The organism is Imperialibacter roseus (genome assembly GCF_032999765.1).
In the GTDB taxonomy this organism is placed as follows: Bacteria; Bacteroidota; Bacteroidia; order Cytophagales; family Cyclobacteriaceae; genus Imperialibacter; species Imperialibacter roseus.
In genome coordinates this window covers 865,175-878,809 of the sequence record NZ_CP136051.1, presented here as the reverse complement: position 1 = coordinate 878,809, position 13,635 = coordinate 865,175, and the positions used below count along the sequence as shown (strand labels likewise).

General features: G+C 45.5%; 14 protein-coding genes. 1 reads left to right on the top strand and 13 read right to left on the bottom strand.

Annotation, left to right across the window (positions count from 1 at the left end):
• Window positions 1-104 precede the first annotated feature (104 nt).
• The 12 genes from RT717_RS03730 to xerA form a co-directional block, all read right to left on the bottom strand.
• Window positions 105-845, bottom strand: coding sequence for a hypothetical protein (locus tag RT717_RS03730; protein ID WP_317490389.1), 741 nt, complete (start codon window positions 843-845; stop codon window positions 105-107).
• A gap of 186 nt (window positions 846-1,031) precedes the next feature.
• Window positions 1,032-1,508 carry a hypothetical protein gene (locus RT717_RS03725; RefSeq protein ID WP_317490394.1) on the bottom strand — a complete coding sequence of 159 codons (477 nt, stop codon included), beginning with the start codon at window positions 1,506-1,508 and terminating at the stop codon, window positions 1,032-1,034.
• A 172-nt stretch (window positions 1,509-1,680) separates the two neighbouring features.
• Window positions 1,681-2,172: a hypothetical protein gene (locus RT717_RS03720; protein WP_317490393.1), complete on the bottom strand. Its 492-nt coding sequence runs from the start codon at window positions 2,170-2,172 to the stop codon at window positions 1,681-1,683.
• 223 nt (window positions 2,173-2,395) lie between these two features.
• A complete protein-coding gene (locus tag RT717_RS03715) occupies window positions 2,396-2,821 on the bottom strand; it encodes a hypothetical protein (RefSeq protein WP_317490392.1) in 426 nt (141 codons plus the stop codon).
• 597 nt (window positions 2,822-3,418) lie between these two features.
• Window positions 3,419-3,949, bottom strand: coding sequence for a carboxypeptidase-like regulatory domain-containing protein (locus RT717_RS03710; protein ID WP_317490391.1), 531 nt, complete (start codon window positions 3,947-3,949; stop codon window positions 3,419-3,421).
• 799 nt (window positions 3,950-4,748) lie between these two features.
• Entirely contained in the window at window positions 4,749-4,961 is a 213-nt protein-coding gene (locus tag RT717_RS03705; RefSeq protein ID WP_317490390.1) for a hypothetical protein, read from the bottom strand.
• 377 nt (window positions 4,962-5,338) lie between these two features.
• Entirely contained in the window at window positions 5,339-6,079 is a 741-nt protein-coding gene (locus RT717_RS03700) for a hypothetical protein (protein ID WP_317490389.1), read from the bottom strand.
• A 174-nt stretch (window positions 6,080-6,253) separates the two neighbouring features.
• The gene (locus RT717_RS03695; protein WP_317490388.1) at window positions 6,254-7,147 is read right to left on the bottom strand and encodes a hypothetical protein; all 894 of its coding nucleotides are present in this window, start codon (window positions 7,145-7,147) and stop codon (window positions 6,254-6,256) included.
• Between the two features lie 736 nt (window positions 7,148-7,883).
• On the bottom strand, window positions 7,884-8,447 hold the full coding sequence (locus RT717_RS03690) for a hypothetical protein (RefSeq protein ID WP_317490387.1): 564 nt from the start codon (window positions 8,445-8,447) through the stop codon (window positions 7,884-7,886).
• 218 nt (window positions 8,448-8,665) lie between these two features.
• A complete protein-coding gene (locus RT717_RS03685) occupies window positions 8,666-9,103 on the bottom strand; it encodes a hypothetical protein (RefSeq protein WP_317490386.1) in 438 nt (145 codons plus the stop codon).
• A 1,328-nt stretch (window positions 9,104-10,431) separates the two neighbouring features.
• Window positions 10,432-11,292 (bottom strand): hypothetical protein, encoded by an 861-nt coding sequence (locus tag RT717_RS03680; RefSeq protein ID WP_317490385.1) that lies wholly within the window; start codon window positions 11,290-11,292, stop codon window positions 10,432-10,434.
• Window positions 11,293-11,363: 71 nt separating this feature from the next.
• Entirely contained in the window at window positions 11,364-12,494 is a 1,131-nt protein-coding gene (gene xerA, locus RT717_RS03675) for a site-specific tyrosine recombinase/integron integrase (RefSeq protein WP_317490384.1), read from the bottom strand.
• A gap of 103 nt (window positions 12,495-12,597) precedes the next feature.
• Between xerA and RT717_RS03670 the strand changes: the two genes are divergently transcribed.
• Window positions 12,598-12,999 (top strand): hypothetical protein, encoded by a 402-nt coding sequence (locus tag RT717_RS03670; RefSeq protein ID WP_317490383.1) that lies wholly within the window; start codon window positions 12,598-12,600, stop codon window positions 12,997-12,999.
• A gap of 37 nt (window positions 13,000-13,036) precedes the next feature.
• Here RT717_RS03670 and RT717_RS03665 read toward each other — a convergent pair whose 3' ends face one another.
• Window positions 13,037-13,432: an HU family DNA-binding protein gene (locus tag RT717_RS03665; protein WP_317490382.1), complete on the bottom strand. Its 396-nt coding sequence runs from the start codon at window positions 13,430-13,432 to the stop codon at window positions 13,037-13,039.
• Window positions 13,433-13,635: the final 203 nt, after the last annotated feature.

Here is a 13,635-nt window from a genome sequence, read left to right as displayed (position 1 = left end):
GCCACTCAATTGATAAATTTATACTTTGTGGCGGACAATCCAAGCGAACCACCGCTTCCATACAGCCGAGTCCCCCATGCATGATAGGTTTGTGTTAGCTGTTTTTAATTCGCCCACCAGTCCTTCGAAGCTCGGTAATCCTGCCACCCAAATTTCTCATATTGGTCGCAGGGGGCAAACTCGCCGGCGCCACAGTCAAACCCGATCACGTTTGGAATACGATAGTCACCCCAATTGCAGACTAGTGTATTGGATGTTGCGTAGCCTGTCCAAGTTCCGACGTACTCATTGTTTGTGAATTCATCTGCACCCTTTCTTAAATCGTTATATTGGATTTGACCGTCCAATATATAGAAGCTAACCGCCAAAATTCCTTTGAAGAACCCTGAATGGTCATCTTTTCGACTTTCATTGAACAAATAATCAAAGAATGCTACTCCGATCGTATCCGGCGAAATTGGACTCTTGTATGGCATGTCAAACCTGTTTGGCTCATAGTATCTCGCCGTTCGAAGAGCAATAGTGCCAGTAAATTCGTTGACATTACTGCCAACCTTGGTTACTCCGGTCACCAAGTATTCGTTGGTATTCTTGTTGCTTTTAGTGACCGAAAAAAGGTTTACCTGAATCCGCCGGAAGTTGGCTCCGATGATTCCAAAAACGTTGCTGTGAGGGGTGCGCAAGAGTATTGGGCCGATGTCATACCTATCCAAGTCATTCTTACTTTCCTTTGCAGAAAGGCCGTAGTTGTCGAGAAAATCTTTGCACCACTTTTCTGGATCTTTGGTTTGACCATGAGCCCAAATTGTTGACAGCAAAAAAGCAACCAATAGCAAATACTTCATACGCCATGCAGTCATTACAGCTAACGCCTGCCTAAAATGAGTGGGGGAGTTTTACGCAGCTCCCATTCCACTTGCACTTAGCCACGCCGATGAATAAAATTAACTTTTGTGGCGGAGATTCCAAGCCAGCAAATGCTTGAAAACCGATAAAGCCCACATTCATTTTTAGGCCTGTGTTACCTAGCTTTACTCAGTTCGGGTAAGTTGAAACGTCCGTCCATGAAATCTCAGGAAGCTTAGGTCTGCCAAAGGGGTCGAAAGCTCATAGGCAAAGCTAATGATACAGTCACAAAATGTATAGTTCGCATCATAAGTCGTGGTTGTTACCTCCAATTGGTTGCCAGAGCTGTCCAGTTCCATAGTGACCAAGTCCGTCGCCAAACTAAGGTCTGTGTCTGCTATTATAAGAGTATCTGCACTCACAACGAGAGTCCCTCTGTTGATTTGTCCGCAATTTGCCGCTACATCGAACCTCAGGATAGTTGTAGATCGGGCCGTATGATACTTGATCAGTCGGAATTCTGGCGTTTTGGCATCCGAGCTAATCGGCTCGCTACATTTTGCACTGAATCCGGCCACTAATTCAGAGCTACTGTCCTGAGCAAAACCTGAGAAGCTTGACACTAACAGGTAAACCACGAAAATGTACGTGCGATCCAACATATGCTAGGTAACGCCTCGGTAAAATGAGTGTGGGAGTTTTATGCAGCTCCGCTTCCAATACATCTTAGCCACGCCGATGATAAAATTATAAATTGTGGCGGGCAATCCAAGCCAACTGACCTATGTCAACCACTGAAGCCCACATTCATTTTTACCGCTGTGTTATCAGCTTTTAAAAGTCTTCCATGACAGCGTTTCCCAATGTCACAAGCTCCGAGGTCAGCTCTAGGAATTCTGCACTGGGTATGTAGTTATAAAATCCGACCGACAATTCTGCGTCGGCCAGTAAATCGGTGAATTCCAATGTATAGTAAGAGGCATTTAAGTGGTCGTCATATGAGTTGAGCTCGGCTTCGGAATAACGAGACCTGAAGTCGTCTATAATCTTTTGAGTTATTTCAGGGTCGGTTCTGAAGTTGAAACTCTTGGCTGCTGGAGAGTCCGAATGCCAGGTTCCGGTCGATAGAAATACATATCCAGCGTCATTAATAGAAACCTCAAGGTCAATTTCATCATCCTTCAAAAATTTATACTTCAATTGAGCAGTTCCCTTTGGTACGTCCAGCAACGGCTCGATACATGAGTAGCTGTTGATTTTCCGTTGCAGCCAATACTCAGAGTACAGCAGTTCTTCGAAGCTCAGGTAGCCTATGAGTCCTGCCACAATTCCGAAGATGAGAAGAAGCCCAACTTTTTTTACGTCTAGTAAGTCTTTGCTGATAACGACCGGCTATCGTGCGTGGGGGTTTTTTAATGCAGTTCACACTCCGCTAGCACTTAGCCACTCAGCTGATAAAATTATAATATGTGGCGGAGATTCCAAGCCAGCCGCCGCTTGATTGCAACACAGCCCCCCATGCATGATAGGCACGTGTTAGGCTCATTTTTTATTCGACCAGACCTCTCAAGATGTCCAGTTTGTTTGGGCCAGGGTCAGCAGAAAAGAATCTATCGATCAGTTCCTTCGTCCTGCGAGGTCGACTTAAAAAATGCGCTGGCCATTCCGTCAATCGTTCCGTCTGGACGAGGACGTAAAGGCCAGGTTCAGGTTCGTTAATATGCTCAGTTTGAAGAATCAGAGCAAGTGGTTCTTCGCAGCCTGCGTTATTTTGAGAAAACTCAAAGGCTTCCTCGAAACTGCCGAATGCGTAATAATAGTCGTCGCCATCGTAAAGGTCTGGCGCTCCGTCATGAGGATGGCACCAAACCCGGTACTCTAGCACGTCATCCCAGACAAATCCTCCACCGGCTTTCACCACCGGCGGGTAGGTTCCGACTAGGTTTGGATCTTTTACGTCTGGATATTTCGACATAGCAAGTCATATTGAGCCTAACGCCACTGTATAAATTCGTGGCTGATTAAAAGTATAAAAATTTGCGTTAACTACCGAGGCAATCCGTAGGATTGGCTTATTAAATTATTTTACACCAATAAGTCAATCCTGCGGATTGACGGACTATCTACGAAGAGCTGAAGTAACAATAACCTGCTGAACAGCCATGATTTATACAGCGTGTTATGCTGAGTCTCATCTTTTTCTGAGGCGATAACCAATCTTAGTTCCTATGCCCAAAGATATCTCAGTATAATTTTTCATTTTCTGAAAATGTATATTTGTATTAATGAATTTGAAATTTCGGCTTAGTAATATGTCGTAAATCGTGTTGTTTTTATTAGGACTCACTTTAGCATCTAAGTGTAATCGAGTCCATTCTCCTAAGATGAAACCAACTCCAATTATGGGAGCAAAAAAAGTTTTGAAATCCTGATTTTGGTTGATGCGGTATTCAAAATTGGTAGCTCCTGCAATAATCTTGATATAATTAATTTTGGCGTAATACTTATCTATTACAAAATGCGTTTCTACAGCCCGAGATATGAAATTTAGTTGATCCCCAATATTGATCTGCTAGTAGTTAAATTTAACGTCTAATTCATAGTCGCATTTGAAAACTATATGATCTATTGTGAAATGGGCAGTTAAATTTTCATTATCATCAAAATTCGTCTGGTATCCAATGCCTGTTTTAAAAGTTGTCGATCTTAAGAATGCGGGAAAAGTAAGCAATAGCTGTCCTCCGTATGGGTTATTAATTATCCCACTATTGAGGTCAAAACCAATTAATTGATGATCAAATGAATCTTTATAACAATCTGCTACCATCTCTACTGTTAATTCATCACTGTTTTCGATAGTGATTTTTTTAGGTACCATTCCAATAAAGGAAAACTCTAAAGTCGTGGGTAAGTCCTGAACCTGTAAAGTGAATTCCCCTTCTAGATTTGTATTAGTTCCGTTGTTAGTATTGAGTTCCTTGACCGTTACACCAGGAAGCAACTCCTTATCGCTAATGTCATAAACTTTCCCTGTAATTTTGACCTGAGCACTAGCATCAAATACAAGTGCAAGAAGAAAAGATAAAGTTAAAATTCTGATCAAGTCGTTGTCGAATTATATGATGCACTATTCAGCATAACGCCTGCCTAAAATGAGTGTGGGAATTTAATGCAGCTCCGCTTCCAATCCATCTTAGCCACGCCGATGATAAAATTAACTTTTGTGGCGGAGAATCCAAGCCAGCTACACTCAACTTACCTGAACAGCCCACATTCATTTTTAGGCCCTTGTTGTAGCCTTTTTCATTGTCTTGCAGCGCCACCAGCAAGACAGCCGTCCTTGGGTTGTAGTTGTCCAGCGGCCTTGCAGACTGACTGTTCACTGCAGGTGCGATGGCCGTGTGGGCGTGAATCGCCAGTGTAAGGGGAATGTGCGCAAGCGGCGTGGGCGAAAAACAGGGCGGGGGGTGTCACGGCCTTAGACCTGTCATTTACACCTACGAAGTGCGCTGGCCGAGACGGGAGGAATTGACCAGAGAGGGGGGCAAAGCGATGGCGGTGTGGGCGTGATCAGGATGAGGGGTTGTATGTTTGCACCGAACCAGTTTACCGAGCGGCTTGAAACGAGAGCTTTTTTTTCAGCTAGTTGAAGACAGCAAAGGCTTCGATCTCACATGCGCCCAAAGTAAGAAAATCCCAATTGGCTACAACGTCTGTGTATGGCGAGTGCCTCACACAGTTTCTAATAGCAGAAAGATAGCCGATTCGCTCGAAACCGCAAAGGCAGGGTTCAACCATTGAGTTTAACCTGGAACCAGCGACTTTTCCATAGTCCTCCCCTGCTTGGCGAGCGAAACGGCAGTACTCCTACCACCGCTTCGATTATGCAGCTTAGGCATTCGCTATACACCTGTGTTGTAGCCTTTTTCATTGTCTGGCAGCGCCATCAGCAAGACAGCCGTCCTTGGGTTGCAGTTATCCAGCGGCCTTGCAGACTGACTGTTCACTGTAGGTGCGCTGGCCGTGCGGGCGTGAATTGCCAGTGTAAGGGGTTCGTGCGCAAGCGGCGTGGGCGAAAAACAGAGCGGGGGGTGTTGCGGCCTTAAACTTGTCATTTACACCCACGGAGTGCGCTGGCCGAGTCGGGAGGAATCCATCAGGGAGGGGCGCAAAGCGTTGGCTGATTGGGCGTGATCAGGGTGAGGGGTTGTATGATGGCACAGAAGTCGTTTACCGAGCGGCTTGAAACGAGAGCATTTTTCGGCCAGTTGAAGACAGCAAAGGCTGCGATCTCACATGCGTCCAACGTAAGAAAATCCCAATTGGCTACAACGACTAGCTATCGTGCGTGGGGGCTTTTATTGCAGTCCAGCTCCCTCTAGCACTTAGCCACTCAATTGATAAATTTATACTTTGTGGCGGACAATCCAAGCGAACCACCGCTTCCATACAGCCGAGTCCCCCATGCATGATAGGTTTGTGTTAGCTGTTTTTAATTCGCCCACCAGTCCTTCGAAGCTCGGTAATCCTGCCACCCAAATTTCTCATATTGGTCGCAGGGGGCAAACTCGCCGGCGCCACAGTCAAACCCGATCACGTTTGGAATACGATAGTCACCCCAATTGCAGACTAGTGTATTGGATGTTGCGTAGCCTGTCCAAGTTCCGACGTACTCATTGTTTGTGAATTCATCTGCACCCTTTCTTAAATCGTTATATTGGATTTGACCGTCCAATATATAGAAGCTAACCGCCAAAATTCCTTTGAAGAACCCTGAATGGTCATCTTTTCGACTTTCATTGAACAAATAATCAAAGAATGCTACTCCGATCGTATCCGGCGAAATTGGACTCTTGTATGGCATGTCAAACCTGTTTGGCTCATAGTATCTCGCCGTTCGAAGAGCAATAGTGCCAGTAAATTCGTTGACATTACTGCCAACCTTGGTTACTCCGGTCACCAAGTATTCGTTGGTATTCTTGTTGCTTTTAGTGACCGAAAAAAGGTTTACCTGAATCCGCCGGAAGTTGGCTCCGATGATTCCAAAAACGTTGCTGTGAGGGGTGCGCAAGAGTATTGGGCCGATGTCATACCTATCCAAGTCATTCTTACTTTCCTTTGCAGAAAGGCCGTAGTTGTCGAGAAAATCTTTGCACCACTTTTCTGGATCTTTGGTTTGACCATGAGCCCAAATTGTTGACAGCAAAAAAGCAACCAATAGCAAATACTTCATACGCCATGCAGTCATTACAGCTAACGCCTCAGTAAAGTGAGTGTGGGAGTTTTATGCAGCTCCGCTTCTACTAGCACTTAGCCACGGCGATGTTAAAATTATAAATTGTGGCGGGCAATCCAAGCCACCTGCCCTATGGCATCCGCTGAAGCCCACATTCACTTTACTGTTGTGTTATGAGCCTTTCTTTAGAAAATCCCACCACTTTTTGGAAGTCCGTTCTCCCTTTATTAATTGCTTAATTGTCAGTTGCTGCGTTGGTTTAGGCTTTGTCAACTCGGATTCAAATTGCTTCTCAGCATCATAGCTCATATTCCATCCTGTCGTGTACGAAGGCTTGAATAGGTAACTCAGTCCGATTCTATCACTTACTTTATATTGAGCCTCTATGTCTATTTTACCAATAGATTCGTACAAGCTTGAATATTCTTTGAAATAGAGATCTGGCATGTACCAGACTACGTCGGGTTTGTCCGTCCAGTTTCCAAAATTTAGCAAAAGTACTTCTGCTTTTTCAAAGTCATCTAGGCTAGGCAACTCTCTTTTATTAATTCTGGTTGTCGCCACTAAGTTATAGGGCGTCTCTGGATCTGCGTCAGTTGCTAATACCACAGCTCCTCCATAATTGCCATTCCGCATCTTAAATACCAAGCATTCTCCAGTTGAGAAGACGGCGGTATTCAGCTTTAGTTTTTTTCTCGGCTTTGCCTTTGGTCGTTCCGTTTGGATTTTGTCAAGGAATTTTTTGAGAGCAACTTTTCGTCTCGTAAGGTCGGGTTCTGATGCACCCAAATGTCTCCAAATACTTAAGTCAGCACCAGACGTAACAATCGTCTCAACTTTCCTTAAAATATCTTCATCAAGCGACTTTGTTTCCCATTGTGCCAAAGCAATTGCAAACCAAAGGCTATGTTTCTCCTCTTCGATTTCTAAGATTTCCCAATTGTCTTCTATGATCTTTTTTGAGATAGTCTTAGGATCGCCGCCTGCATTGTACAGTTCAAAAAATTCACTATACACGTCTGCAAAAGCATCGCTATCTTTTATTGCAGTTCCCCAAGTTCCCATATTGAAAAGTTTGGCAGCATTGGCTCATAACGCCTGCCTAAAATGAGTGTGGGAATTTAATGCAGCTCCGCTTCCAATCCATCTTAGCCACGCCGATGATAAAATTAACTTTTGTGGCGGAGAATCCAAGCCAGCTACACTCAACTTACCTGAACAGCCCACATTCATTTTTAGGCCCTTGTTGTAGCCTTTTTCATTGTCTTGCAGCGCCACCAGCAAGACAGCCGTCCTTGGGTTGTAGTTGTCCAGCGGCCTTGCAGACTGACTGTTCACTGCAGGTGCGATGGCCGTGTGGGCGTGAATCGCCAGTGTAAGGGGAATGTGCGCAAGCGGCGTGGGCGAAAAACAGGGCGGGGGGTGTCACGGCCTTAGACCTGTCATTTACACCTACGAAGTGCGCTGGCCGAGACGGGAGGAATTGACCAGAGAGGGGGGCAAAGCGATGGCGGTGTGGGCGTGATCAGGATGAGGGGTTGTATGTTTGCACCGAACCAGTTTACCGAGCGGCTTGAAACGAGAGCTTTTTTTTCAGCTAGTTGAAGACAGCAAAGGCTTCGATCTCACATGCGCCCAAAGTAAGAAAATCCCAATTGGCTACAACGCCTGGCTATGGCGAGTGGGGTTATCTTATGCACTTCGCTGCCCACCTGCACTAGCCACGCCGATTATAAAATTATACTTTGTGGCGGACAATCCAAGCCAGCCGCCGCCTGTTCACCACTGAGGGCCCCATTCGCTATAGCCCTGTGTTAGCTTTTTTTTCATCCAGCTTGTCAGCCAGGAACCCGCTACCAATGAATTGTCTGACAGAAGGTTCGTGTCTAGCGTCCCATACTAACTGGATTGGGTCGTTTCCGTTGAGCACTATTGTCACTTGGATGCTTCCGAATTGAAATTCAAGTCTTCGACCAATGGTAAACCATCTAACCTGTTGAGGCTTGAATCCCAGTTGAAGCAGAAACCAAAAAGGTGAAAATGTGATCGGCGAAACCTTGTCTGGCTCTCTAGTTACCTGAATTTGTATGATTTCATCGTATCTGATGGCAAGCGCATCCATTGTCTTGGATCCAGTCAGCCTGAAAATGAGTCCTCCGGTCAGTTGGTCTAGGTGAGGCCTTATCGTAAAGCTCCTTATTTCGAACCATCTGCTCAGAACGTTTGGCTGACCTTCTATCGGCTTGAAAAATCCGATACCGAAAATTTTATATTTAACTCGTTCAGCAAGAGTAAACTCTCGACCATACTGAGCGGCCATTTTTCTGGGCACTTTTCCGTCTGGTGATAATGCAAAGCCCTCCAAATGAGATCAGTTTTTGCGTACCTGCAATTAAAGCTAACGACCGGCTAACATGAGTGGCGGAATTATATGCACTTTCCTTGCCGCTCGCAGCTAGCCACGCCGATAAAATTAAGCTTTGTGGCGGAGATTCCAAGCCAGCAAATGATTGAAAACCGATGAAGCCGCCATTCATTGTTAGCCCTGTGTTATGCACTTTTAATTCCGTCTGCTCCTATGTATCAGTAGATTCTGATCAGAATTTGGAAAACAGCGGTTCCGGCAAAGGTTATCAACAGCATTGATCCTAGTGTCAGTTTCAACTTGGCGCCAATGTATCTGTCCGCAAACAGTCCTATCATGAGGGTTATGTAGGCAATTAGCCTCAAATCGAGAAGAATTGCTATAAAATCTAGATTATCTGATCCAGTGTCTTGTCCAAACAACGGACTGTCCACTAGTCCAAAATTGAAAGCCACTAGAAAAAGTAAAAAGCCAATAAAAAGCATCACGTTTTTCAGCCAGAGGAACAAAAAAAAGAAGGTATTGATGGCAATTAGGTCAAAGATAAAGTCAGTTAGTGCTTGTCCGAATGGGTCTCGAAAGTTGATAAACAAATCGAAAATAAGAACGATGGCAGATACGGATGCGATCTTTTTATATTCCAGTTCCCTATACATCTACGTTCTGAAAGGTTTTGTGCATAACGCCTGCCTAAAATGAGTGTGGGAATTTAATGCAGCTCCGCTTCCAATCCATCTTAGCCACGCCGATGATAAAATTAACTTTTGTGGCGGAGAATCCAAGCCAGCTACACTCAACTTACCTGAACAGCCCACATTCATTTTTAGGCCCTTGTTGTAGCCTTTTTCATTGTCTTGCAGCGCCACCAGCAAGACAGCCGTCCTTGGGTTGTAGTTGTCCAGCGGCCTTGCAGACTGACTGTTCACTGCAGGTGCGATGGCCGTGTGGGCGTGAATCGCCAGTGTAAGGGGAATGTGCGCAAGCGGCGTGGGCGAAAAACAGGGCGGGGGGTGTCACGGCCTTAGACCTGTCATTTACACCTACGAAGTGCGCTGGCCGAGACGGGAGGAATTGACCAGAGAGGGGGGCAAAGCGATGGCGGTGTGGGCGTGATCAGGATGAGGGGTTGTATGTTTGCACCGAACCAGTTTACCGAGCGGCTTGAAACGAGAGCTTTTTTTTCAGCTAGTTGAAGACAGCAAAGGCTTCGATCTCACATGCGCCCAAAGTAAGAAAATCCCAATTGGCTACAACGCCTGCCTAAAATGAGTGTGGGAATTTAATGCAGCTCCGCTTCCAATCCATCTTAGCCACGCCGATGATAAAATTAACTTTTGTGGCGGAGAATCCAAGCCAGCTACACTCAACTTACCTGAACAGCCCACATTCATTTTTAGGCCCTTGTTGTAGCCTTTTTCATTGTCTTGCAGCGCCACCAGCAAGACAGCCGTCCTTGGGTTGTAGTTGTCCAGCGGCCTTGCAGACTGACTGTTCACTGCAGGTGCGATGGCCGTGTGGGCGTGAATCGCCAGTGTAAGGGGAATGTGCGCAAGCGGCGTGGGCGAAAAACAGGGCGGGGGGTGTCACGGCCTTAGACCTGTCATTTACACCTACGAAGTGCGCTGGCCGAGACGGGAGGAATTGACCAGAGAGGGGGGCAAAGCGATGGCGGTGTGGGCGTGATCAGGATGAGGGGTTGTATGTTTGCACCGAACCAGTTTACCGAGCGGCTTGAAACGAGAGCTTTTTTTTCAGCTAGTTGAAGACAGCAAAGGCTTCGATCTCACATGCGCCCAAAGTAAGAAAATCCCAATTGGCTACAACGCCCGGCTAAAGTGAGTGTGGGAGTGTTATGCAGCTCCGCTTGCACTGGCATTTAGCCACGCCATTTATAAATTTATACTTTGTGGCGGACAATCCAAACCGCCGAACGAATGATAACAACTGAGGCCGACATTCACTTTTAGCCCCTTGTTAGAGCCATTTACTTCCCCCGCCTCGATCTGTAGTTAGCCAAGAGTTCGTCGTAGATTGGCTCGTCTGAAAGGTCTGCAGCGAGCTCAAAGTAGTTTTGCGCCTGATCAACCAGATAGTAGTGAGTATCCATATGATAAGCCTTCTCAAGAGCTTGAATTGGAGTAGACACGTCACACTGATTTGGAAATAGAAATTGCCTTTTCCCGGCTAGTCTAAATCCTTGTTGGGGAGATTGATACATTGAATCGTTAGGAACTATTACCTCTGCAATAATCATCTTATCACGATACTTAAGCAGGTTCATTTTTACAACGGTGTCCACCGTGTAGATTGTGTCTATTTGCTCACCAAAAACATTCGTCAATATGATTTCATATTGGGAATGATATTTGCCAAAAGCTGTCCATGTCAAACAGAAATCCTCGGGTTCGGCGATATCAATCCCCGGCCCTCCAATATTGTTAATATAGAGCGTTTGTGTGTATATCCCATCCATTACTCTATATGGCAGGCGGTTGGTGGCGAGTAGTAGGCTAATGTCAGGTCTCAACCGATGACTTTCGAGATTATACTTGAGTTTGAGGTGATCGTCCAGATTCCTCACAGAAATAGTGGTGTCGCCTTTAAACTCTATGAATTTGCCGGAATTGTGCACTAGAATCATATGCCCGGACTTCAAAGTAATCAGATCGTTTACGTCGACGATGTCAAGTGGCTTCAGCTGTCCAGAAACTGTTGATGCAGCATTTGCAGCGAGGACTTGAAAGGGTTGCTTTCGCTTTTGATTATCTAGAAAGTTGTAGGGAGTGTAGGCCCGCCTGTGGCATCCGAAAACTACGAGTATAAGAATAAAGACGGAACACCTCATTGTACGTAACGCATATTGGCTCTAACACCTGGGTAAACCCAGAGTTTGGTATATATACATTATGTTTTTTGTTAATCTAACGGATTTTTGATGGAAGAAAAAGCATTGTTAGCCACATGAGTATAGATCTCAGTAGTTTTCAACGAATTATGCCCAAGTAATATCTGAATATTTCGTAGGTCAGTGCCATTTTCAAGCAAATGTGTGGCAAAGCTGTGCCGTAGCATGTGCGGCGTAACTTTTTGTAGAATGCCAGCCCTTTTAGCCGCTCCGTGCAGAATATGTTCCAGGCTACTCCCTGTGTATTTTGAACAGGCTGGGCCCTCAAACAAGTAATTTTGAGGCTTGTACTTTGCAACGTACCTGCGCAAATCTGCCAGCACAGTCGACGACAATAGTGTAAATCTGTCTTTATTGCCTTTCGCTCCTTCCACACGAACCAGCATCCGATGGCTGTCTATATCACTCACCTTCAGATTGAGAAGCTCACTTCTTCGCAGCCCAGCTGAGTACAGCAACTCTAGAATACACCGATGCTTGATATTGGTGGTGTTAGCAATGATGGCCAACACTTCATCTTTTGCCAGCACTTTGGGCAATTTGTGTTCCTTTCTCGGACGATCAATGTCATAAAACCTGTTGGGCATATCCAACACAATCTCATAATAGAATTTAATAGCATTCACTGCCTGATTCAGGGCTGAGTTGGAGCCTCTGTCCTTTACAATCGTTTCGAGAAATCTCCTGATATGTTGCTCATTCAAGTTTCCCAGCTCATCCTCCTTATAGTAATTGATGAACTTCTCGAAATAGCTAACATAGGTGCGGATCGTGCTGGCTGAATACTTTTTTATCGACAGCTTTTGCAGGTACTCTGGCGGACACGCTCGATAGTCAGGCGCTAGTTTCCTTTTCTCAAGCCAACTGACATCCCCATTCCCTTCCCCGTAGGTATTGATCGGCCGGTTTTTAAAAAAGTAACTACAATTAACCCACGCCACCCCCTTGAACTTATTAAAGATAGCAGTGAGGTTTTGCGGGGTATTCTTAATACACACCATATTGTGCTCTTTGCTCCATTTCGGCTCGGGAAGCTCCTTTATCAGTGCCTGCACCACTTTGTGAGGGTAAAATTGAATGCCTATATACTTCTCATCGTTGAAGTAAAGATGCCTTAACGTAATGTTTTGCAGCTTTTCCATAGAGGAGCAATAACCGCAAAAAAGGAAACCGCAAACTCATAGTATACTCATAATATGAGTATATTATGAGGGTAAATTGGTGCAGGAATGTAAATTAGTGGCTATGAGAGTTTGTCCCGTTTGCGGTGCTGTGGTCAAAGGTCGATCCGATAAGGTCTACTGCTCCATCGAATGCCGTACCGTAAAACAGTACGAACGACGGATGGACAACGAACAATTTTTCATTCAGGTCGACAAGCAACTGAAAATCAACCGTAAGATCCTGAAAAAATACAACGTGAGCGGCCTTACCACCATTCGGCGGGAGATACTCCACAACGAAGGCTTCAACCCACACCTTTTTACCCATTTCTGGAAAAACCCAAAAGGCGACGCATACCTCTTTTGCTACGATATCGGATTTTTGGGCATCACCCACAACGGCAAGGAAAAATACCTCCTCATCACCTGGCAGGACTACATGGGGGAAAAACTGGCGCTGAAACCTTCGAAGACCGACACTTGAAGGCCTGACTCCTATTCTCCAATCAAACCCGTTGCATTCATCTGCTGCTCGCTTTCTCAAATCGCAACTGCTTCAACCCCTGCTTGATCACCTGACTGAAGCGCAGATGCAACGTGGCCTTCTTGACGTTTTGTTCAGTGACCAATTCGGGCCGATCGGCTCCGCTGGTTTGGATCTCCAGCCGCACATAGCCCAGTGCACCCAATTCAATATGGTTATGCGTTTCAAGTAACTTCACAATCATATCTTCCAGAGCCATGATAAAGCGCTTGTATTCAGCACGCTTGATGCCATACTCCCTTTCCATCCTCAGCATCACGTCTTCTTCGGTGGCTTTACGCAGAGGCAGCAGCGCCGGGTAATATTTGGGTGGGCCGCCAGCGGGCTTTCCCGCCTCAGTTCTGGCAATAATGCCATAGGTTTTTCTTATCATTTCCGTCATTTTTAATTTGTAAAACAACCCCTGGCAACGGAAAAATAAAGGATTTTAACGTCAGGTAAAGGCCGATGCCAAACATAGCTACAATGGACTGCCAACATAGCCACATTGAGTCTGCAACATGGCTACATTGCACCTGCAACATAGCTATGTTGCAGGTGCAATGTAGCCATAATTGAGACATTTGCTACGTAGCA

What these genes read in the sequence shown, in the direction of transcription:
- RT717_RS03730 (WP_317490389.1), bottom strand. Translation starts at nt 845, where the DNA reads ATGAAGTATTTGCTATTGGTTGCTTTTTTGCTGTCAACAATTTGGGCT.
- RT717_RS03725 (WP_317490394.1), bottom strand. Translation starts at nt 1,508, where the DNA reads ATGTTGGATCGCACGTACATTTTCGTGGTTTACCTGTTAGTGTCAAGC.
- RT717_RS03715 (WP_317490392.1), bottom strand. Translation starts at nt 2,821, where the DNA reads ATGTCGAAATATCCAGACGTAAAAGATCCAAACCTAGTCGGAACCTAC.
- RT717_RS03705 (WP_317490390.1), bottom strand. Translation starts at nt 4,961, where the DNA reads ATGACAAGTTTAAGGCCGCAACACCCCCCGCTCTGTTTTTCGCCCACG.
- RT717_RS03700 (WP_317490389.1), bottom strand. Translation starts at nt 6,079, where the DNA reads ATGAAGTATTTGCTATTGGTTGCTTTTTTGCTGTCAACAATTTGGGCT.
- RT717_RS03695 (WP_317490388.1), bottom strand. Translation starts at nt 7,147, where the DNA reads ATGGGAACTTGGGGAACTGCAATAAAAGATAGCGATGCTTTTGCAGAC.
- RT717_RS03685 (WP_317490386.1), bottom strand. Translation starts at nt 9,103, where the DNA reads ATGTATAGGGAACTGGAATATAAAAAGATCGCATCCGTATCTGCCATC.
- RT717_RS03680 (WP_317490385.1), bottom strand. Translation starts at nt 11,292, where the DNA reads ATGAGGTGTTCCGTCTTTATTCTTATACTCGTAGTTTTCGGATGCCAC.
- xerA (WP_317490384.1), bottom strand. Translation starts at nt 12,494, where the DNA reads ATGGAAAAGCTGCAAAACATTACGTTAAGGCATCTTTACTTCAACGAT.
- RT717_RS03670 (WP_317490383.1), top strand. Translation starts at nt 12,598, where the DNA reads ATGAGAGTTTGTCCCGTTTGCGGTGCTGTGGTCAAAGGTCGATCCGAT.
- RT717_RS03665 (WP_317490382.1), bottom strand. Translation starts at nt 13,432, where the DNA reads ATGATAAGAAAAACCTATGGCATTATTGCCAGAACTGAGGCGGGAAAG.